Here is a 22,129-nt window from a genome sequence, read left to right on the forward strand (position 1 = left end):
TCAATCCGTTTTCAGACGGCATGGTTTAAGCAGCTTGGTTCAATCGGGCGATTGCCTGCTCAATCATATCGGGCGTGAGCCTGTTCAAACAATCAGTATGCCCGAGCGGACATTCCCGCTTGAAGCAGGGCGAACAATCCAAGTTTAAGCTGACAATTTCCGCCTTATCGCTCAACGGCGGCGTATGGTCCGCACTCGATGAACCGTAAACCGCCACCAGTTTCCGATCCAACGCCGCCGCCAAGTGCATCAAACCGCTGTCGTTGCAGACAACCGTTTCCGCACACGAAAGCAAATCAATCGCTTCGGCCAGCGAGGTTTTACCGCATAAATTCACACACAGGCCGTCTGAAAAACGGTTGATTTCATCGGCAATTTCAAAATCTTTTTGCGAACCGAACAGCCAAACTTGCCAACCCTGAACCGAATAACGGCGGGCAAGTTCGGCAAAATAACGTGCCGACCAACGCTTCGCCGGCCCGAATTCCGCTCCCGGACAAAATGCCAATACCGGCTTTTCCGTGTCCAAACCATATTTCGCCAACGCCGAGCGCCTGCTTTCCGGATTGACACTAAATTTCGGATAACCTGAATACCCGTCAAACTCCGCCTGAGTTGGATACGCCAAAGCAGTATAACGATCCACCATCAGCGGCAACGCCGCCTTATCTAATTTGCGGATATCGTTCAATAAAAAATAACGAGACTCGCCCACATAACCCGTACGCCGCCGAATACCCGTTGCCAGCGCAATCAGCGCCGACTTGAGCGAACCGGGCAAAACAATCACCTGATCATAGCCACGATGCCCCAGTTCCCGACCGAGCTGCCAGCGTTTTTTCAAATCCAAAGTCCCATGAGCGAACGGATTTTCCAAAATCTCACGCACCTGCGGCATACGCTCAAACACCGCCATCGACCACTTGGGTGCAAACACATCAATCACACAATCAGGATAAAGCGTATGCAAACGGCTCAACAGCGGCTGCGTCATTACACAATCACCAATCCAACTAGGCGAAATAATCAGAATTTTTTTAGACATAAACGGTAAAACAGTAGTGATTTTGAAGCATATTGTAATATGGTTTGCCCAAGCCGTCTGAAAAATGTTGCGGATTTGAGACGGTTTGGGGGTTTACGTTGGTTTACGATTGAGAGAAGAGGGTGTTAAAATATTAATGAAATGAGGGATGTATGAATTTGGGCAAGGGATATATTTATTGATTAGTGTAAAATTATTTAAATTAACTTTTAAGTAAATTTTGAGTATCACTATTGGTTTAATTAGATTATTAAAAAATATCTCTGAATAATGTAAAATGAACTCATCATGCAATTAGTAAGATTGTAATAAAGACAGCACAGTGATCGTATGATTTTTAGCTGGAACAATTTTTTTAAGACTTAATCCTTTATAAGTTATGACATACATATCAAAATCCGCTTACATCCACCCAAAAGCAACCATAGAGCAACCGGTTACGATTGGTAAGGATGCCGAAATTCATGATAGTTGTATTGTTGGTAAGTATACGCTGGTCAACAATAATTCTATTCTTTATTCCAAAGTTGAAATGGGTAGATACTGCTCAATAGCTCGATTTTGTGAAATTGGTGTAGCAGAGCACCCATCAAATTTTTTATCATCGTCTAGTTTTCAATATAGTACTGCCCTGTTTAAAAGACATCCTGATTTTTCTTTTAAAAGAAAAGCGCTTTTTCAAGGTAACAAAAATACCAAGATCGGTAACGATGTTTGGATAGGAGCAAAGGTAGTTATCAAAACTGGGGTTACTATTGGTGACGGAGCAATTGTTGCAGGATTATCTTTTGTTAATAAAGATGTACCGCCTTATGCAATTGTAGGAGGCATTCCTGCCAAAATTATTCGCTATCGTTTCGATGAAAAGATTATTTCCCAGTTATTATCACTAAAATGGTGGGAGCTTAGTCCTAAAGAAATGGCGAATGTATCTTTCGACAATATTGAATCAGCTATTCTTCAAATAAAACAAATTAAAGAAAAATCCGGGGTTATTTATGATTAAATTATCCGTTATCATTCCATTTCGTTGCGAAAATGAATCTACTAATTATTTAATAGATCGTTTAGAAAATCTACTTGATTCTTTCCCACAGAATTTGCCATTAGAGTTTATTGTTGTAGATTCAGGTTCGACTTTACACTATCAAGAACAATGCCAAAGTATTTGTGAAAAATACAATACTCGATATGTTTATCACGACACTCTCGGAAAACCATTCTCTATTGGAGCTTGTCGGGATTTTGGCGTACAGATTGCACAAGGAAAAGCCGTTAGCTTCTTAGATGTAGATCTTCGTGTAGCCCCTGATTTTTGGCAACGCTTGCTTGTCTTAATGGAAGCATGGGGTATTTCTAAATATAAAAAGAGCTTTTTAGCCATTCCTTGTTTATATTTAACGCAAGAAGGTACTGTTGAATTTTTACAGGCAGATCCTAATTTGAAATTTATGGATTTTTATCTTCGTTATTTGCAAGGAGATAAAATTGCAATTGAAAATATGGCTCTTTGTTCGTCTGTTATGATTGTTGATAGAAATCATTATTTGTCAGTTGGTGGGCACGATCCTGAGTTTAGAGGACACGGCTACGAGGACTTTGAGTTATATCATCGTTTATTATGCGAAGAAAATATTATTCCAAAAACAGAAGATTATTATTTAGATCAGAAAACATGGAATACATACTCATATAATGGGTTTAGAAGTCACTTAGCAATGGCTGCTAGACCTGCAATGATGGCTAATTTATTTGTTACCCATCTTTGGCATCCAAGACCTAAAAATGTGAGTTTTTATTCAAATTTAATGGTTCAAAATAGAACAATGTGGGCTGATAAATTTAAAAAATTTGCAGAAACTTCAATCCATCCCGAAACATTATCTATTTCTAATGCTAATGTATTATTCTTTGGTAAACCAAATACAAATGCAGCATTTTGTTTACGTGATGTATTTCCATTTCTAGGAAAAGTTACTTATGTAAGCGAATATGACTTTATAAATAAAGCAGGAGAATTTCTCAAAGATGATTTTGAGTATATGCTCAAAACAAGCAATATATCAAAGATTATTTTTCCTAATCCTTATGGTAATCCAGCTCGTTTAGAAGTATATAAATGGTGTCGTGAATCAGGTTTTCCTTTTTACTGCTACGAACGAGGAGCTTTACCTGATAGCTGGTTCTTTGATCCTAATGGTTTTAATGCCGATTCTTATAGTTATGCTGAAGAACATTGGAATAAACCTTTATCAGAAGAGCAAACTCAAGAAATTAAAGAATACATCAATAATTGTATCTTTGGCACAAATTTTCTTGAAAAACAATCGAACAGAATTGGCTCTGAAGCCTTAGCCAATAAATTACAAATCGGCTCTAAAAAAGTGTTGTTTGTTCCTTTACAAAGACCGTCTGATACTGTTATCAAATATATGTCGGGAAATATCCAGACATTTTTGAAATTTATTGAAACGGTAGATTCTTTAGCTCAGAAATTAATGTCTAAAGGCTGGGTGGTTTTATGTAAAAAACATCCGCTTGAAACAGAGACGCCACCATTGAAATATGCGAAATATGTTCCAGATGATACGCATTTTATTGATTTATTAGAATTGGCAGATCGAGTAGCACTGATTAACTCAGGGGTGGGTATTTATAGCATGATGCTGAATAAACCAACCTATATTTTTGGTGATGCTTTTTATGCACATAAAGAAGTTAATAGAACTGTTCCATATCTGATTGGTGAAGATGAAGAGATAGAAAATCTTGCTAAAGACATTATTCAGGGGTTTGATGTAAATAATGATAAAATGTTACGTTTTTTACATTATTTAGTTTACTCATTCTATTCTTTCGGTATTCCAAAAACAATTTCTCGGAAAGAAGCTGATGGTAGCTTAAGAACAATCACTACGGGTATTGATTTCTATAATTTAAAACTAGATGAAAAACTCATCTTTGAATATGAGTCTATTCCACGCCCTAAAATTGCATCAAGTGCACCAATGTTTGAGCGTTATGCACTAGATATTCATTTGAAAAAGAAGGTTGTTTCCACAAAAAAGTAGCATTGGAAGGCGGAAATAAGGTAAATCCTGTTTCACCGCCTTCCAAACAAGCTGATAAAAAAGTAGAGAAAAAGGAAGCTCATCCACCTAAAGCGGTAGATATTCCCAAAGCAGATACGCATACTGCAACTAAGATGTCGAGTGATATAGTTTCATATCAGAAGCCTGCTGAAGATGTAAGAAAAGCAAAATGGGCAAAATTTAAAAGAGATCCTTACTTATTTTGCGCAGATTCTAAAAATGGCTTAGTTCGTTTAGGACGAGTTTTCTTTACTAAAAAACAAAAATAAATATTTGCAAGCTCTTTAAATTATTTAAGAGATTGTTTTTACTAAAATAGGTAACATTATGGCTAATAAAATTATTAAACTCGACCATATCGAAATCGCCAACAACAAACCTTTTGTCTTGTTTGGTGGAATGAATGTACTTGAAAGCCGTGATATGGCAATGCAGGTATGTGAAAAATACGTAGAAGTTACACAAAAATTAGGTGTGCCTTATATTTTTAAAGCCTCATTTGATAAAGCAAACCGCTCATCTATTCATTCTTACCGTGGACCAGGTTTAGAAGAGGGCTTGAAAATTTTTCAAGAACTCAAACAGGCTTTTGGCGTAAAAGTAATTACGGATGTGCATGAAATTTATCAATGTAAACCAGTTGCTGAAGTCGCTGATATTATTCAATTACCTGCTTTCCTTGCTCGTCAGACTGATTTGGTAGAGGCAATGGCTCGTACAGGGGCTGTTATCAATGTGAAAAAGCCACAATTTCTTAGCCCAAGCCAAATGGGAAATATCGTAGAAAAAATTGAAGAATGTGGTAACGATAAAGTGATTTTATGTGATCGTGGTTCTAATTTCGGTTACGATAACCTGGTTGTTGATATGCTGGGTTTCAATATAATGAAAAAAGTTTCCAAAGGTTCACCGGTTATTTTTGACGTAACTCATTCATTACAATGCCGGGATCCCTTTGGTGCTGCATCTGGCGGTCGTCGTTCTCAAGTTACAGAACTTGCGAGAGCTGGTTTAGCTATCGGTTTGGCAGGGCTATTTTTAGAGGCTCACCCAAACCCAGATCAAGCTAAATGTGATGGACCATCTGCATTGCCATTATCTAAATTAGAAGATTTTGTATATCAAATGAAAGCAATAGATGATTTAGTCAAATCATTTGATGAACTTGATACAGCAAATTAAAACAACTCAAGAAAAGTGATTATTATTTGATAATCACTTTTTATCTTTAAAAGGAGAGATCAATGAATCATTTAGTTAATGCTCAAGAAGCACTCAGTTTGTATCAACAAGCTATTTCTAGACTTAATAACAATTTATCAGATTCGTTTAATCAGGCCATTGATTTAATCCTATCTTGCGAAGGAAGATTAGTAGTATCTGGTATTGGAAAGTCTGGATTAGTAGGTAAAAAGATGGTGGCAACATTTGCATCAACTGGCACGCCAAGTTTCTTTTTACATCCAACAGAGGCTTTTCACGGCGATTTAGGTATGTTAAAACCGATTGATATCGTGATTCTTATCTCATATAGCGGTGAAACAGACGATATCAATAAACTTATTCCAAGCCTAAAAAATTTCGGCAATAAAATTATTGCCATCACTGGTAAATCTGAATCTACATTAGCACAACATGCCGATATTGTTTTAGATATTAGCATTGAAAGAGAGGCCTGCCCAAACAATCTTGCTCCAACAACTTCTAGCTTGATCACAATGGCTTTAGGTGATGCATTAGCAATTGCACTAATTAAAGCTCGTGATTTCAAAGCGGAAGATTTTGCTCTATATCATCCTGGCGGTAGTTTAGGTAGAAAATTATTATGTCGAGTGAAAGATGTAATGATTAGAAAACTACCATTAGTTGCCCCAAATGCATCATTTGAAGAATGTCTAACCGCAATGAATGAAGGACGAATTGGTGTAGCTATTGTTGTAGAAAATCATCAACTTAAAGGAATTATCACTGATGGCGATATACGCCGATTATTAGCTAGACAAGGTGCAAATAGCCTGAGCTATATGGCTGAAAATATGATGAGTAAAAACCCTAAGACAATCTCTGAAGATGAGTATATAGGTAAAGCCGAAGAAAAGATGAAAGAACTACATATTCATTCCCTTGTTGCATTAGATGCACAAGGTCAAATTTCAGGTGTTGTTGAGTTTACTAGCTAAGAATTATTTTTCATAAATAGTAACAAGGTTGGGTTAATAACAAGTAGATACTATAAGCCCCCCAACAAATCAAGCCTTATCCAGACACATTTTCGCATAGCGTTCTTCGTTAAAGGGTTGTTGGTACTTCAATACAGATTGGGCAATGGTCACGAGTTTACGCATCAGAGCCACAATCACGGCTTTTTTCGCCAGTTTATTACGCTCCAGCAAGCGTTGGACAAACGAGCTGTAAATACTGTCCTTATATTTGCCAAAGCAAAACGACACGGCCGGCATATAGAGTATCTTCCTCAAATCACTCTGTCCGATACGGGAGATACCGACCCGCTTATCTACACTCGTTCCCGATTGTCTGACCATCGGGGTCAGTCCGGCGTAGGTCGCAGCAGCACGTCCGTTTTTAAACCGAGTGCCGTCGCCCAGTATGGCGAGCAGCCAACAGGCTGTGGTTTTGCTGATGGCGGGAATACTGCTCAGCAGATGATGGTTGTGTTTCAACTGATCATCCTGTTTCACCAACTGATGAATATGCGTTTCAACGGTTTTGACTTCGCACTCAAGAAAAGCAATCAGACGTTCGGACGAAGCCATTGCATACTCGTCCAACAGCATCTGCAGCCGGACTTTTTCTTTGGTCAGCGCTGTTTTTAAATGTTCGAGATGACGAAGTTGGCGCAATAAGGCTTTTTCGTTATTGCCCTTCGGTTGCCACAGGTCAAACTCATGAACATAGCTTTCGGCTAAGCGGGCAAGTAATTTGGCATCCGCTTTGTCGGTTTTGGAACGTAAGTTCAAACCTTTGGCAAAGTTGGCGGCACATTTGGGATTAATCACGACTACCGAATGTCCGGCCGCATATAAGTATTCGCACAACCTTTCGTGATAGACGTTTGTCGCTTCCATCACGATATAGAGCGGCTTATCCGAAAAGCTGTTCAGCCATTCGCTCAAAGCAGCAAAACCTTGCGGATGGTTCTCAAACTGGTGGTGTTGATACACTTTTGCGGATTTTTTAACCGCAACATCGAACTTTAACTTGGCAATATCGATGCCGATAAAATAAAATGGGGTGTCCATCATGCTCCTAACCTTGTGAATGCAGACTATGCACAGCATGTCTATGATACTATTCGGGGTGTTTGGACATTGAAAACAGGCTTTTATCTACGTCGCGGGCTTTGAAGCCCAAGGTTGGCGTACAACTCTGTTTTCAATCCCGCCCCTGATAGCTGCTTCTGTCGGGGGCTTTTTATTTTATCTTGTGGGTGGTGTTTCTTATACAAGGTTGGGTTAGCGAGCTTGCGAGCGTAACCCAACAATATAAATCAGTAGAGCTAAATGGAAACTTAATAGATTAAATTAGAAATGTTGGGTTACGCTCGTACCTCGCTAACCCAACCTACAAAATTGAATTAACCGACAAAAATACAAAAAATGTAGAAATTATAGATAACCCAACACACCCACAACAACGTTATCAAGCAATAATATGAATAACTCAACCACAAAAACCCTCATCCTCTCTCGTGGCATTCTGGCGATTCCACATCTTAAGGCGTTTTTTCCTGAATGGGATATTACGCACTCTGCTTTGTGGCGGAAACCTCAAGCTCAACAAGTTGCTGGCTGGGGATTACGTCCATCTACTCGTAAGGCTCGGGTGGTGGCGGAAAAGCAGGGCTTGCCGTTTGTAGCCTTGGAAGACGGCTTTCTACGCTCGCTTGGTTTGGGGGTAAATGGTGAACCGCCGTTGTCGTTGGTGGTGGACGATATGGGGATTTATTACGATACCACTCGCCCATCCCGCTTGGAACAGCTGATTTTACAAGCCGATCTTTCAGAAGAATGTTTGGCTCAGGCAAAAAGAGCGGGCGATTTTTTGCGAGTTTTTCAGCTGTCCAAATATAACCATGCCCCCGATTTTGTGCCGACGATGCCGTCTGAAAAAGTGGTGTTAGTAATCGATCAAACCTTCGGCGATATGGCGGTACGCTATGGTCAAGCCGATGAAAAGGATTTTCAGACGATGCTGGATTGTGCTATTGCGGAAAATCCCGATGCACAAATTTGGGTGAAAACCCATCCAGATGTATTAAGTGGGAAGAAACGTGGTTATTTGACGACGTTGAAGGATTATGGCGACAAAATTCGGCTATTTAGCGAAAATGTTAATCCGATTTCTTTGCTGAATTACGCGGAAAAAGTCTATTGTGTTACCTCGCAGATGGGGTTTGAGGCGTTGTTGTTGGGCAAACCTGTGGTTACGTTTGGCGTGCCTTGGTATGCGGGTTGGGGGCTGACGGACGACCGCAACCCCGCCGTTGCAACGCTCGGCGAACGCCGTCAGCCACGCTCGTTTTTGCAACTGTTTGCCTGTGCCTATCTGCAATACAGCCGTTATCTCAACCCTTATAATCAGCAACTCGGCACGATTTTTGATGTGATTGATTACCTCAAACAAGCCAAACAGCGTAATCAACGCTTGGCGGGCAAGGTTTATGCGGTGGGAATGTCGCTTTGGAAACGTGCGGTGGTTATCCCCTTTTTCAACACGCCTGCCTGCGAAATCGAATTTGTGTCTTTGGCAAAATTGCAGAAAATCAGCCAAAAACGACCGCTTGTAGGGTGCAAAATCTTAGTATGGGGGCAAGGAAAACCTGAGATTCTGGCATTTGCCGAGCAACATAATTTACCATTATGGCGAATGGAAGATGGCTTTATCCGTTCAGTCGGGCTGGGCTCAAATCTGGTTGCCCCGCTGTCCTTAGTGATCGATGATTTAGGCATTTATTTCAATGCCGAACAGCCCTCTCGTTTAGAGCAGATTTTACAAAACAAAGCATTTAATGCGGAAGAGCTGACAAGTGCAAAGCGTTTGCGTGAACAGCTGGTGGCGAGCCATATCGGTAAGTATAACGTGGGCAATAGCCGTTTTCAGCTGAATAGCCACGGCAAAAAAAGCCTGCTTGTGCCGGGGCAAGTGGAAGATGATGCCTCAATCCGCCTTGGTTCGCCACAGATTAAACGCAATCTGGATTTGCTCAAAACCGTGCGAGCCAACAATCCCGATGCCTATATTCTGTACAAACCGCACCCCGATGTGGTGAGTGGCAACCGTGTCGGCAATATTCCGACTGAAATCGCCCTACAATATGCCAATGAAATTGTGCTGACCGCCAATATTTTGGATTGTATTCAGCAAGTGGACGAAGTGCATACGATGACCTCGCTGGCGGGTTTTGAGGCATTATTACGCCATAAAACCGTCCATTGCTACGGCTCACCGTTCTACGCCCACTGGGGATTGACCGTTGATCATCTCGATCTTTCTCGCCGTAGCCGAACACTAACGCTAGACGAACTCACCGCCGGCGTGCTGTTGGATTACCCTGATTATCTTAATCCTCACACTCAAAAACTCACCAACGCCCCAACAGCGGTGAATATTTTGCTCGCCCAACGCAAAGCACTCAAAGACGGCGGACTACAACGCAGTTGGCTTGCAAAACAACTTGGTAAAGGGAAACAGTTGTGGCGGGTGTTATTTCGCCAATAGATGGCGATTATCTGTAAGAAATCCTAGCGTTGTTTGCAGTATTTGAAAGACAATACTGAATAAATATTCACTTGAAGTTTTATAGGCTTATTTTTCTCAAGCGGTTGTGTAAACAATGCGGTTGTTTCTTACAGGATTACTGTATCAGCGAGCAGAAAAACAGAAAATATGCCGTCTGAAAACGGATTGTATTTTTCAGACGGCATTGGCAATGTTTTTATAGTGGAATAAGCTCAAAGGCAATACATCGTTGGCTTCGGCTTACCGCCCTGTATTACTTTGAGCTTATTCCACTATACACTATTATTTGGAACTATTTGGCTGCGGCGGGCATCGTGCCGTTGAGCAGATATTGGACGGTTTCCCGCACCGTGCGTATGGTTTGGCCGAACGGAAGCGGGTCTTTACCCCGGAAAAACAATCCCTTATCCACTTCACCCCGCCATGCAGCAGCCAGTTGGATATCGATACAGAATTGGCCGATTTTGTCCAAACCGTCGCGCAGGCCGCAGGTGGAAAGGCAGTTCAAACCCTGCGTGCAGCGGCGTGGATCGGCTTTGGCGGCAGATTGCAACTTGCTTTCACGCTTGATATAACTGTCTAAAAAACGGGTGCGTACGCCTCGGGCGGGCAGGCCGGCAACCGACATAAATTCAACGATTTTTTCGGTGGTTGCACCCAGCAGCGTTTTTTTGAAATTATCGTGGGCATCGCCTTCTTTGGTTACCGCAAAAGCCGTGCCAATTTGCACGGCAGAAGCGCCCCAGCTTTTTAGGGCAGTGCTGACTTTTTCAAAGTTTGCCATGCCGCCGGCAAGCACCAGCGGAATTTTTTCGCTTTCCAAACCGAGGTTTTTAAAGACTTCAAACGTTTCTTCAATCACCCGTTTAAACTCAAATTTGGCATCGTTTACACCATTGACCGAAGCAGCGCCCAAATGTCCGGCGGCATGGGCAGGATGCTCAATCACAATGGCATCAGGCAGAATGCCTTTTTTCATCCAGCGTTTCAACACGATATTAATGCCCCGGGATTCGGAAAGAATCGGCAGCAGAGCGACATCTTTATGATAACCTTCGGTCATTTCGGGCAAATCCAGCGGCAAACCTGCACCCATCACAATCGCATCGGCTCCCGATTCGCAGGCTTGGCGAACATAAGCAGCATGGTCTTTCACCGCCTTCATCACATTCACCGCAATCATCCCGTTGCCTTGGGCATCGGCTTTGGCTTTGGTAATTTCGCGATCGAGGGCAATTCGGTTGAGGCGGGTATATTTTTCTTCGCTCGGATTGATTTTAGATTCCGCCAGCAAATCTTCATGCAGATGGCGCAAATCCACGCTGGCAATCGTACCGACACCGTTTTCCCGTGCCACGGCGCTGGAAAGGCCGGAGGCAGAAACCCCGATACCCATACCGCCCTGAACAATCGGTATAAGGGATTTGTTGCGAATAATCAACGGATCAAATGGTGTGTGCATGGTTTTCCTCTTTAAAATATCGGTCTGAATGCGGATTTGATGTGTCGGACAGGCCGTCTGAAAACGGCATTTGTTTGATTTTTAGGTATTGTACTCTAAAAAATGTAAAATTAGAGTAATAATACAAAATAAATTAAAAAGTTTTTGATTTTAAAATGATTATAGTGGAATAACCTCAAAGCAATACAAGGCGGCAAGCCGCAGACAGTACAAATAGTACGGCAAGGCGAAGCCAACGATGTAGTGCTTTGAGGTTACTCCACTATAGTGAATATACTGAATAATTCATACGGTTTTTAAACAGGGCGTAGGTTGGGTCGAGACCCAACACGATTGAAAATACCTTGAAACATAAGATTTTGTTGGATTACGCCCGTGCCTCGCTAACCACAATCTACGCCTGCTTTTGTATGGAAAATTCGGTGTTTTAACTATAGAAATTGGGGCTGTACATTTTTCATCCCATCAGGCAAAAGAAAAACCCCGCCATAAGGCGGGGTGAGGTAGAGATGAACGGGGTTACAGGCCGCTCAGACGGGCGGTGTCTTGAGCGATCATCAGTTCTTCGTTGGTTGGAATTACCACAGCGATGGCTTTGCTGTCGGCGGTGGTGATTACACCGGCATTGCCGAAGCGGGCTTTGGTGTTGGCTTCTTTGTCTTCGGTGAAGCCGAGGAAGCTGACGTAATCCAGCACTTTGCTGCGGATGATGTCGGAATTTTCACCGATACCGCCGGTGAATGCCAATACGTCCAAGCCGCCGGCGGCAACGGCCATGCTGCCGACATATTTTGCCAGTCGGTAAACGAATACTTCCAGCGCCAATTTGGCACCCGGATGGCCTTCCAGTGCGCCTTCTTCGATGGCACGGCAGTCGCTGGAAAGGCCGGATAAGCCCAGCAGGCCGGATTTTTTGTTCAGCAGGTCGGTGGCTTCACTGACGCTCAAACCAGCGTTGTCGGCGAGGAAGCCGAATACGGCGGGGTCGATGTCGCCGCTGCGGGTACCCATTACCAAGCCTTCCAGCGGGGTCAGGCCCATGCTGGTGTCTTTGGAAACGCCCTCGGCGATGGCGGAAATGGATGCGCCGTTGCCCAAGTGGGCGATGACCATGCGCAGGCTGTTTTTGTCTTTACCGAGGAAGCGGGCGGCTTCGTCGGCAACGTAGCGGTAGCTGGTGCCGTGGAAGCCGTAGCGGCGCAGGCCGTGTTGTTTGTACAATTCTTGCGGAACGGCATACATATAGGCGTGTTCCGGCATGGTTTGGTGGAATGCAGTGTCGAATACGGCAACGTTGGGCAGGCCTTTGAAGATTTCTTGGGCGGCACGGATGCCCAGCAGGTTGGCGGGGTTGTGCAGTGGGGCGAGCGGGATACATTTTTCGATACCGGCAATCACGGCTTCGTCAATCAGAATGGATTCGCTGTAGGTTTCGCCGCCGCTGACAACGCGGTGGCCGATGGCGGCGATGCTGCTGTCGAAGCCGTGTTTTTTCAATTCTTCCATCAAGGCTTCTACTGCGCCGGTGTGGTTGGGGTTGCTGCTCAGTTGGACTTTGTTTTTTTCGCCGTTGAATTTGAATGTGATGTAGGCATCGGGCAGACCTAATTTTTCACCCAGACAGCTCAAGAGAACGTCGCCGCTGGCGTTGTCCAATACAGCACCTTTCAGAGACGAGCTGCCGCAGTTTAAAACCAAAATCAGTTGTTGGGACATAAATTGCTCCTAGTGTTTTCAGACGGCCTTTGTGGGCGGATATTCTGTGCGGGCAGGAATGCCGATGCCGTCTGAAACGGGTTGATGAATAAAATAGTGCGTATTCTACCATTTTGTCGAAATAAGGCGAAATAAAATGTTAATCGGGGCGATAATATTTGCCGCAAAAACGGCTTCGCTCTTTTCAGGATACATTCAAACTGTTACATTAGACAGATTCGGGCGGTGTTGCGCCTACTGTAAAATATGAAAAATTAAGGCTTTACCATGCACTATTTCAGTCTCCATACCCAAGACGGCAGCCACTTGGGCTTTTTTGTGATGATTGCCGACGATGAAACGCAATCCCAACCGCAAAGCGGCAGGTTTACGCTCAAGCTGCAGAGCGAGAAGCCGTCTGAAAATCAGGCTGCCGCACAAGTGGTGTCGGCATTGGCCGAATCGGACGAACCGCTGTATTGGCGGGTGGAAAAAGACCATGTCGAACTGTTTGCCGGCAGCGAAAATATCGGCAGCATCCGCAACGAATATCTCACGCTTTCGGGCTGCCATTTGATTTTGAACGATTTGACGGGAATGATTTAATGGAAAGTATGTTTATTTTGGTGCCGATCAGTATTATTTTGGCATTCTGTATCGGCTATTTTTTCTGGTGGTCGGGCAAAAGCGGGCAATTTGACGATTTGGAAGGGCCGGCTTACCGTATTTTGATGGACGATGATTCCACCGATAAATTATTGGATAAAGATAAAGACGAAGCCGATGAGCATCAAAAAAGATAATCTCAATTTCCAAACGCAGCGGCGGTTTGCGCCGCTTTTCTGTACCCAGTTTCTCGGCGCATTCAACGACAATATCTTTAAAACCGCATTGTTTGTGATGATCAGCTTTTACGGCTTGGGGCAAAACGATATTCTGCCCGCCAGCCAAATGCTGAATCTCGGCGCTTTGCTGTTTATTCTGCCGTATTTTCTGTTTTCGGCTTTGTCGGGTCAGTTGAGCAACAAGTTTGACAAAGCTGTGTTGGCACGTTGGGTCAAAGTGTTGGAAATTGTCGTGATGGCGCTGGCGGCGTTTGGGTTTTATATTCAGTCGGCATCTTTGCTGTTGTTCTGCCTGTTTTGCATGGGAACGCAGTCCACGCTGTTCGGGCCGCTCAAATATGCCATTCTGCCCGATTATTTAAACGATAAAGAACTGATTATGGGCAACAGCCTGATTGAATCGGGAACATTTATCGCTATTTTGTTCGGCCAGATTTTGGGCACGGCGATTGCCGGTGTGCCGCCGCATATTGTCGGCATTGCAGTGGTGGCGGTGGCCGCCGCCGGAACGCTGTCCAGCCTGTTTATGCCGTCTGTCGCCGCCAAAGTGCCGGATACCAAAATAGAACGGAACATCGTCAAAGGCACTTCGGCACTGATTCGGGAAACCGCCGCACAGCCGCAGGTATGGACAGCGATTATCGGCATTTCGTGGTTTTGGTTTGTCGGCTCGGTTTATACCACGCAGTTGCCGACGTTTACCCAAATCCATCTAGGCGGCAACGACAACGTATTTAATTTGATGTTGGCACTGTTTTCCGTCGGCATTGCCGCCGGATCGGTATTGTGTGCCAAAATCAGCGGCGGCAGGCTCACACTCGGCTGGGTATCGCTCGGCACACTGGGTCTGACCGTCTGCGGTCTGCTGCTGGTGTGGCTGACATACGATACCCGTTTTCAGGAATTAAACGGCATCGGCTGGTTTCTGTCGCAGAGCAAAGCCTATCCGGTGATGGCGGTGATGGCGGCTATCGGCTTTTTCGGCGGCTTTTTTTCCGTACCGCTTTACACATGGCTGCAAACCGCCAGCAGCGAAACCTTCCGCGCCCATGCCGTGGCGGCAAACAACATCATCAACGGCATTTTCATGGTCAGCGCCGCCTTGTTGAGTGCCGTTTTATTGATGTTGTTTGACAGCATTACCTTGCTCTATCTGATTGTCGCCGTCGGCAATCCGGTGCTGCTGGCCTACCTGATTAAGCGTGAACCGCAGTTTTTATACGGCATTGCGGATGTGTTCCGCAGGAAAATTCCGTAAAAATAGTTGGTTGATACCATTGAGGCCGTCTGAAAATCATGATTTTCAGACGGCCTCGGTTTTATTGTGTTGTTATCAATCAAAACCGCCGTTTCAATTTGCATGCCTGCAGAATATGGACGGCGAGTTCTTCCACTGATTTGTCGGTGGTGTTGGTAAACGGAATATTGAACCGTTTGAACATCGCTTGTGCGTCGGACACTTCGCTGCGGCAGGTGTCGATTTTGGCGTAGGTGGAGTTGGGGCGGCGTTCTTGGCGGATGGCCTGCAGGCGTTCGGGTTGGATGGTCAGGCCGAACAGTTTGTCTTTGTAAGGTTTCACCATGCGGGGCAGGTCGGTGGATTCCAAATCGTCGGGAATCAGCGGATAGTTGGCGGCACGGATGCCGTATTGCAGGGCAAGGTAGAGACAGGTCGGGGTTTTGCCGGAACGGGATACGCCCATCAGAATGACATCGGCTTCTTTCAGATTTTTATCGCTTACGCCGTCGTCGTGGTTGAGCGAGAAGTTCACCGCTTCCATGCGGGCATCGTAGCGTTGGGTGTTGCCGATGCTGTGATGTCCTTGCAGCGACAGCGTGGCTTGGGCGTTTAATTCTTTTTCGAGCTGACCCAAGAATGTATCGAAGAAGTTGATCACAAAAGCATTGGCTTCTTTGATGATGTGGCGGATTTCGTGATTGACCACGCTGACAAAGGCAATCGGGCGCACACCGTGTTCTTGGGCGGAGCGGTTGACCTTTTCCACTACGGCCAGCGCTTTTTCCGGCGTATCGATAAATGGATAGGTCGAGCGTTTGAATTGCAGGTTGCCGAATTGGTTGAGCAGCGCTTCGCCGATGTTTTCGGCGGTCAGGCCGGTGCGGTCGGAAATATAGAAAACGTGTCGGGGAGTATTCATGGCGGGTCTTTCTGAATAAGGGAAAATTGACTGTTATCATAACAAGAGCGGCGGCGGGAATAAAGCGGCTACGGTAAAATTACAGATAATTACAACACAAAACCATAAAAAACTTAACGCATATTAATTTTAATAAAATAGATAAATTGAAATATAATGCCAAATATTTCCAAATAACGTAAATATTTAAAATTCATTGATTTGTTTCAAACGTTATGTTTTACAAGAAGATAAGGCCGTCTGAAAAGTATCGGTGTATTGGATTTCAATCGACTACACGGCCGGAAGCCGCAATTTTTCAGACGGCCTGTGCGGTAATAATCCTTGCGAAAACCGAAAAAATACATGACAGAGACAGTTTGAATCGCTTAGAATAGGCCAGCGGATTCATTTCTTTTTTAACATACACGAACTGGATGAAAAATGGCTGCAAACTATGTAATTTGGTTTGAGAACCTGCGCATGACCGATGTGGAAAGCGTGGGCGGTAAAAATGCCTCTTTGGGCGAAATGATCAGTCAGCTGACTGAGAAAGGCGTACGTGTTCCCGGCGGTTTTGCCACCACCGCAGATGCCTACCGTGCCTTTTTGGCGCATGAGGGTCTGAGCGACCGTATTTCCGCCGCACTGGCTGAATTGGACGTTGATGATGTTGCCGAATTGGCACGTGTGGGCAAAGAAATCCGCCAATGGATTTTGGATACGCCGTTCCCCGAGCAGCTGAACAACGAAATCGAAGCGGCATGGAACAAAATGGTTGCCGATGCCGGTAGCGAAGATATTTCCGTTGCCGTACGTTCTTCTGCCACCGCAGAAGACCTGCCGGACGCTTCGTTTGCGGGTCAGCAGGAAACATTCTTGAATATCAATGGTTTGGAAAACGTTAAAGAAGCCATGCACCATGTATTTGCTTCGCTGTATAACGACCGTGCCATTTCTTACCGTGTTCACAAAGGTTTTGAACACGACATCGTTGCCCTGTCTGCCGGTGTGCAGCGCATGGTGCGTTCCGACAGCGGTTCGTCCGGCGTGATGTTTACCATCGATACCGAATCCGGTTACGACCAAGTGGTATTTGTTACCTCGTCTTACGGTTTGGGCGAAAACGTGGTGCAGGGTGCGGTAAACCCTGACGAATTCTATGTATTCAAACCGACGCTGAAAGCGGGCAAACCGGCTATTCTGCGTAAAACCATGGGTTCGAAACAGATTAAAATGATTTTCACCGATAAAGCCGAAGCCGGTAAATCGGTGGCGAATATCGATGTGCCTGAAGAAGACCGCAACCGCTTCTCGATTACCGATGAAGAAGTAACCGAGTTGGCACATTACGCTCTGATTATTGAAAAACACTACGGCCGTCCGATGGACATTGAATGGGGTCGAGACGGTATCGACGGTAAACTGTATATCCTGCAAGCCCGTCCGGAAACCGTTAAGTCGCAGGAAGACGGTAGCCGCAGCCTGCGCCGCTATGCCATCAGCGGTGAGAAAAAAGTATTGGCCGAAGGCCGTGCCATCGGTCAGAAAGTCGGCCAAGGTAAAGTGCGTCTGGTCAAAGACGCTTCCGAAATGGAAAGCGTGGAAGCGGGCGATGTGCTGGTAACCGATATGACCGACCCGGATTGGGAACCAGTGATGAAACGTGCTTCTGCGATTGTAACCAATCGTGGCGGCCGTACCTGTCATGCAGCGATTATTGCCCGTGAATTGGGTATTCCTGCGGTTGTTGGCTGCGGCGATGCGACCAGCCGTCTGCATGCCGGTCAGGAAGTAACCGTATCGTGTGCCGAAGGCGATACCGGCCTGATTTACGAAGGTTTGTTGGAGGTAAACGTTACCGATGTGGCTTTGGACAATATGCCGAAAGCGCCGGTAAAAGTGATGATGAACGTCGGCAATCCTGAATTGGCGTTCAGCTTCTCAAGCCTGCCGAGTGAAGGTATCGGCTTGGCACGCATGGAATTTATCATCAACCGCCAAATCGGTATCCACCCGAAAGCCTTGTTGGAATTTGACAAACAAGACGACGAGCTGAAAGCCGAAATTACCCGCCGTATTGCCGGTTATGCTTCTCCGGTGGATTTCTATGTCGATAAAATCGCCGAAGGCGTGGCGACTTTGGCCGCTTCGGTTTATCCGCGTAAAACCATCGTCCGCATGTCCGACTTCAAATCCAACGAATATGCCAATCTGGTCGGCGGTAGCATTTATGAACCGCATGAAGAAAACCCGATGCTGGGCTTCCGCGGTGCGGCACGTTATGTGTCGGAAGATTTTGCCGACTGCTTTGCGCTGGAATGTAAAGCTCTGAAACGTGTCCGTGACGAAATGGGTCTGACCAACGTTGAAATCATGATTCCGTTTATCCGTACTTTGGCGGAAGCCGAATTGGCGGTGAAAGCGTTGAAAGAAAACGGTTTGGAACGCGGTAAAAACGGTTTGCGTCTGATTATGATGTGCGAAGTGCCAAGCAACGCATTGCTGGCCGAGCAGTTCCTGCAATACTTTGACGGCTTCTCCATCGGTTCAAACGACATGACCCAACTGACGCTGGGTGTGGATCGGGACAGCGGCGGCCCGATTGCGGCAACATTTGACGAACGCAATGCGGCGGTTAAAGTAATGCTGCATTTGGCAATTTCTGCCTGTCGCAAACAAAACAAATATGTCGGCATTTGCGGTCAAGGCCCTTCCGATCACCCTGATTTTGCCAAATGGCTGGTGGAAGAAGGCATCGAAAGCGTGTCTCTGAACCCTGATACCGTTATCGAAACTTGGCTGTATCTGGCCAACGAGCTGAACAAAGCCTAACAAGGCCGTCTGAAAAACGGTATGAAACCGCTCTGCATTGTCAGGGCGGTTTTTTTTTATGTTTGGTGGCTGAGTGGGTTTGGTTGGTTTGTTGCCTGCTTTGCTATATAATCACATTTTAATAATCAGGGATATAGTTGAAACATTTTATTGCACCGTATGGGCGATAATAGTTTCGGCTCTATTGAAACAAATCGGTTTTGAACAGAAAAATATGCACGGATTTCCTAAAATTGCTCTGGCTTCGGTATCGTTGGCTGTGTCGGTGAACGCATTTGCCCAGACGCATTCGGTTTATTTCAACCAATACGGAAAATTAACAGCGACGATGTCGGCGGTGGCGTATGTCCGGCAATATAAAATCGAATCCGGAATGGCGCAGGTTCAGGATTTTTACTATCCGTCGATGAAAAAATATTCCGATCCTTATCAGGTTTCTGCCGGACAGATTAAGGTATTTGTGCCGACGCTGAATAACGGCACGCTGACTTTATGGCATTTCAACGGCCAGAAAAAAATGGTCGGTAGCTATAAAAACGGCAAGCCCAACGGCGAGTGGATAAACTGGTATCCGAACGGCAAAAAATCGGCATTGATGCCTTATATCAACGGTTTGAGCGAGGGTGTCGGTTCACGTTATTACCGCAACGGGGTAAAAGAGAGCGAAATCCAGTTCAAACAGGATAAGGCCAACGGCTATTGGCGGCAATGGTATGCTGACGGTAAACCGAAATCTGAAATGGTGATGTCGGACAACAAGCCGGTGCGCATTGTCAGCTGGGACGAAGAAGGGCGGTTGCTCACGGATATCACCATCAGCAACGGTATGCGCAACGGCATTGTATTGGATTGGTATGAAGACGGCTCGAAAAAATCCGAGCTGCTGTATCAAAACGACAAAGTCATCAAAAAACGGACTTGGGATAAAGACGGTTATCAAACCGAATAAATCATGCCGTCTGAAAACCGGTTTTCAGACGGCATCAATTATCTATAGTCAATCAACCGAATTTTTAGAATATTCCAAACTTAATACCCCGTCATTCCGACGAAAGTCGGAATCCATTTCGGCGGTTTAGGTAACTGTTTTTTCTTGACGGTTACCGAATCTGAACGATGGATTCCGACTTTCGTCGGAATGACGAGTGTATTTGAAAATTGTATGGATTATTAAGTGGATTCACATATTTTCCGTTTATTCTTCGCCCAACAGCTGTTCCCTGGTCAACAGGAACACGAAGCCGTCGCCGCCGCTGGTTTCCAGCCAGGTAAACGGTAGTTCGGGATAGGCGGCTTCCAAAACATCACGGTTGTGGCCGATTTCTACCAGCAACACGCCATGCGGATTGAGGAATTTTGCTGCCTGCAGTAGGATTTCACGGGTAGCGTCCAGGCCGTCTTCGCCGCTGCCCAATGCCAGTTCCGGTTCGTGCAAATACTCGTCGGGCAATTCGGCAACCGATTCGGCATCGACATAAGGCGGATTGGAAACGATTAAATCATACGTGCCTTCCAAGCCTTCAAACAAATCGGTATGAATCAGGTTGATGCGGGATTCCAAGCCGTATTCTTCTACATTGACAGCGGCCACTTCCAAAGCGTCCAAACTCAAATCCACCGCATCAATTTCAGCGGCGGGATAATGGTGCGCCATTTGGATGGCCAGACAACCGCTGCCGGTGCATAAATCCAAGGCACGGTGAACCAGTTCGTCATGCTCGATCCAAGGCGTGAGCGCATCGCCCAATAATTCGTAAATAAACGATCTCGGCACAATCACCCGCTCGTCCACATAAAAATCAAAATCACCCTGCCAAGCTTGATTGGTCAGGTAGGCAACCGGAATATGCTCGGTAACACGGCGTTTGACCAGCGACAAAATTTCTTCTTTTTCGTGTTGCAGCAGCTTGGCATCCAAATAAGGCTCCAAACTGTCCAAAGGCAAATTCAGCGTGTGCAGAATCAGATAGGCGGCCTCATCGTGGGCATTGTCCGAACCGTGGCCGAAAAACAGCCCCGCATCGTTGAAGCGGCTGACGGTAAAACGGAGAAGGTCTCGGACGGTGGAAAGTTCTTGAGCGGCTTGGGTAAACATGATATTTGAAATTTTAGATAAAGAAAGCGGCATTATAACAGAGCGGTGCAGTATAGTGGGTTCACTTTAAAGCATAATCATTGCAGCAGGCCGTCTGAAAATGTACGGTTTTATAGTGAATCATAATAAAGCAAAAAAACCATCTGCAAACAGATGGTTTTTGATGATATTGCCAACAGTAGGAAAATGTTTACGGTTGTGCCGATTTTTGGCGCTCGACAATTTTCAAACCGGCGGAAACGAGGCTGCCGATGTCGGCGATGTTGGCGGGCATAATCAGGGTGTTGCTTTCTTTGGCCAATTTGCCGAAGGCTTCGACATATTGTTCGGCCACTTTCAGATTGACGGCTTCGTTGCCGCCCGGTGTCTGCAGGGCTTGGGCAATCCGGCTGATGGCATCGGCGTTGGCTTCTGCAACCAAGCGTAAGGCTTCGGCTTCACCCTGTGCCTGATTGATGCGGGCGATTTTGTCGCCGTTGGAAGCATTGATGGCGGCTTGGGCTTCGCCTTCAGACTGTTGGATTTGGGCTTCCCGCTGACCGCTGGCCAAGTTGATTTGTTCGATTTTGCGGCCTTCGGATTCGGCGATGCGGGCGCGTTTTTCTCGTTCGGCGGTGATTTGCGCCTGCATGGCACGCAGGATTTCCTGCGGCGGAACCAAGTCTTTGATTTCGTAACGCAACACTTTTACACCCCACGATATGGCGGCTTCGTCTAAAGCGGCGACTACAATGCTGTTGATTTCGTCCCGCTCTTCAAAGGTTTTGTCCAATTCCATGCGGCCGATAACCGAGCGCAGGGTGGTTTGTGCCAGCTGGGTAATCGCCATGATGTAGTTGCTCGATCCGTAAGAGGCCAGTTTGGGGTCGGTTACTTGGAAGTAAATAATACCGTCCACGGTCAGTTGGGTATTGTCTCGGGTAATGCAGACTTGGCTGGGAACATCGAGCGGGATTTCTTTCAGGGTGTGTTTGTAGGCGACACGGTCGATAAAGGGAATCAGAATGCTCAAACCCGGTGTCAGCGTTTTGTGGAAACGTCCCAAACGTTCGACAATATAGGCCTGTTGTTGGGGAACGATGACAAAGGCTTTGAAACCGAAAATCACAACGGCGGCCAGCAGAATCACCGGCAAGCTGAGCAATAAGTCAAAAATCATGGG

Annotated in this window: 18 protein-coding genes; 11 read left to right on the forward strand and 7 right to left on the reverse strand. The window is 45.5% G+C overall.

Annotation, left to right across the window (positions count from 1 at the left end):
• Nucleotides 1–25: 25 nt before the first annotated feature.
• The gene (gene waaF, locus PJU73_RS02215; RefSeq protein WP_237091910.1) at nucleotides 26–1,045 is read right to left on the reverse strand and encodes a lipopolysaccharide heptosyltransferase II; all 1,020 of its coding nucleotides are present in this window, start codon (nucleotides 1,043–1,045) and stop codon (nucleotides 26–28) included.
• 379 nt (nucleotides 1,046–1,424) lie between these two features.
• Here waaF and PJU73_RS02220 point away from each other — a divergent pair, with 379 nt between their 5' ends.
• From PJU73_RS02220 to PJU73_RS02240, 5 genes are all read left to right on the forward strand, one after another.
• The gene (locus tag PJU73_RS02220; RefSeq protein ID WP_237091909.1) at nucleotides 1,425–2,051 is read left to right on the forward strand and encodes a CatB-related O-acetyltransferase; all 627 of its coding nucleotides are present in this window, start codon (nucleotides 1,425–1,427) and stop codon (nucleotides 2,049–2,051) included.
• Complete coding sequence (locus PJU73_RS02225) at nucleotides 2,044–4,116, forward strand: glycosyltransferase (protein WP_237091908.1); 2,073 nt, start codon at nucleotides 2,044–2,046, stop codon at nucleotides 4,114–4,116. Before PJU73_RS02220 ends, PJU73_RS02225 begins: the two co-directional genes overlap by 8 nt.
• 2 nt (nucleotides 4,117–4,118) lie before the next feature.
• A complete protein-coding gene (locus tag PJU73_RS02230) occupies nucleotides 4,119–4,406 on the forward strand; it encodes a hypothetical protein (protein WP_237091907.1) in 288 nt (95 codons plus the stop codon).
• Between the two features lie 58 nt (nucleotides 4,407–4,464).
• Nucleotides 4,465–5,319, forward strand: coding sequence for a 3-deoxy-8-phosphooctulonate synthase (gene kdsA, locus PJU73_RS02235; protein ID WP_237091906.1), 855 nt, complete (start codon nucleotides 4,465–4,467; stop codon nucleotides 5,317–5,319).
• Nucleotides 5,320–5,381: 62 nt separating this feature from the next.
• Nucleotides 5,382–6,317, forward strand: a complete 936-nt coding sequence (locus PJU73_RS02240; RefSeq protein WP_237091905.1) for a KpsF/GutQ family sugar-phosphate isomerase — start codon at nucleotides 5,382–5,384, stop codon at nucleotides 6,315–6,317.
• Nucleotides 6,318–6,386: 69 nt separating this feature from the next.
• Here the strand turns inward: PJU73_RS02240 and PJU73_RS02245 are convergent, their stop codons facing one another.
• On the reverse strand, nucleotides 6,387–7,400 hold the full coding sequence (locus tag PJU73_RS02245; protein ID WP_272606690.1) for an IS110 family RNA-guided transposase: 1,014 nt from the start codon (nucleotides 7,398–7,400) through the stop codon (nucleotides 6,387–6,389).
• A 409-nt stretch (nucleotides 7,401–7,809) separates the two neighbouring features.
• Here PJU73_RS02245 and PJU73_RS02250 point away from each other — a divergent pair, with 409 nt between their 5' ends.
• Nucleotides 7,810–9,876 carry a capsule polysaccharide biogenesis protein gene (locus tag PJU73_RS02250; protein WP_237090818.1) on the forward strand — a complete coding sequence of 689 codons (2,067 nt, stop codon included), beginning with the start codon at nucleotides 7,810–7,812 and terminating at the stop codon, nucleotides 9,874–9,876.
• A 313-nt stretch (nucleotides 9,877–10,189) separates the two neighbouring features.
• Here the strand turns inward: PJU73_RS02250 and PJU73_RS02255 are convergent, their stop codons facing one another.
• Complete coding sequence (locus PJU73_RS02255) at nucleotides 10,190–11,359, reverse strand: NAD(P)H-dependent flavin oxidoreductase (RefSeq protein ID WP_237090819.1); 1,170 nt, start codon at nucleotides 11,357–11,359, stop codon at nucleotides 10,190–10,192.
• Between the two features lie 519 nt (nucleotides 11,360–11,878).
• Complete coding sequence (locus PJU73_RS02260; RefSeq protein ID WP_237090820.1) at nucleotides 11,879–13,075, reverse strand: acetate kinase; 1,197 nt, start codon at nucleotides 13,073–13,075, stop codon at nucleotides 11,879–11,881.
• 267 nt (nucleotides 13,076–13,342) lie between these two features.
• On the opposite strand from PJU73_RS02260, the gene PJU73_RS02265 reads away from it, so the two are divergent.
• The 3 genes from PJU73_RS02265 to PJU73_RS02275 are packed head-to-tail and all read left to right on the forward strand — an operon-like array spanning nucleotide 13,343 to nucleotide 15,157.
• Nucleotides 13,343–13,660, forward strand: coding sequence for an HLGFF motif protein (locus PJU73_RS02265; RefSeq protein WP_237090821.1), 318 nt, complete (start codon nucleotides 13,343–13,345; stop codon nucleotides 13,658–13,660).
• Nucleotides 13,660–13,857 carry a cbb3-type cytochrome oxidase assembly protein CcoS gene (gene ccoS, locus PJU73_RS02270; protein ID WP_237090822.1) on the forward strand — a complete coding sequence of 66 codons (198 nt, stop codon included), beginning with the start codon at nucleotides 13,660–13,662 and terminating at the stop codon, nucleotides 13,855–13,857. Before PJU73_RS02265 ends, ccoS begins: the two co-directional genes overlap by 1 nt.
• Entirely contained in the window at nucleotides 13,838–15,157 is a 1,320-nt protein-coding gene (locus PJU73_RS02275) for an MFS transporter (RefSeq protein ID WP_237090823.1), read from the forward strand. The genes ccoS and PJU73_RS02275 overlap by 20 nt, the downstream gene beginning before the upstream one ends.
• Nucleotides 15,158–15,236: 79 nt before the next feature.
• On the opposite strand, the gene ppsR is transcribed toward PJU73_RS02275, so the two are convergent.
• Complete coding sequence (gene ppsR / locus PJU73_RS02280) at nucleotides 15,237–16,058, reverse strand: posphoenolpyruvate synthetase regulatory kinase/phosphorylase PpsR (RefSeq protein WP_237090824.1); 822 nt, start codon at nucleotides 16,056–16,058, stop codon at nucleotides 15,237–15,239.
• Between the two features lie 423 nt (nucleotides 16,059–16,481).
• Between ppsR and ppsA the strand changes: the two genes are divergently transcribed.
• Together ppsA and PJU73_RS02290 are read left to right on the forward strand one after the other, a co-directional pair.
• Nucleotides 16,482–18,872 (forward strand): phosphoenolpyruvate synthase, encoded by a 2,391-nt coding sequence (ppsA, locus tag PJU73_RS02285; protein WP_237090825.1) that lies wholly within the window; start codon nucleotides 16,482–16,484, stop codon nucleotides 18,870–18,872.
• 214 nt (nucleotides 18,873–19,086) lie between these two features.
• A complete protein-coding gene (locus tag PJU73_RS02290; protein ID WP_237090826.1) occupies nucleotides 19,087–19,821 on the forward strand; it encodes a toxin-antitoxin system YwqK family antitoxin in 735 nt (244 codons plus the stop codon).
• A gap of 246 nt (nucleotides 19,822–20,067) precedes the next feature.
• Here PJU73_RS02290 and prmB read toward each other — a convergent pair whose 3' ends face one another.
• Both prmB and PJU73_RS02300 read right to left on the reverse strand, forming a co-directional pair.
• Complete coding sequence (gene prmB, locus PJU73_RS02295; protein ID WP_237090827.1) at nucleotides 20,068–20,967, reverse strand: 50S ribosomal protein L3 N(5)-glutamine methyltransferase; 900 nt, start codon at nucleotides 20,965–20,967, stop codon at nucleotides 20,068–20,070.
• A 190-nt stretch (nucleotides 20,968–21,157) separates the two neighbouring features.
• Complete coding sequence (locus PJU73_RS02300; protein WP_237090828.1) at nucleotides 21,158–22,126, reverse strand: SPFH domain-containing protein; 969 nt, start codon at nucleotides 22,124–22,126, stop codon at nucleotides 21,158–21,160.
• Between the last annotated feature and the right edge of the window lie 3 nt (nucleotides 22,127–22,129).

It is taken from the genome of Neisseria lisongii (assembly GCF_028463985.1).
Lineage (GTDB): Bacteria > Pseudomonadota > Gammaproteobacteria > Burkholderiales > Neisseriaceae > Neisseria > Neisseria lisongii.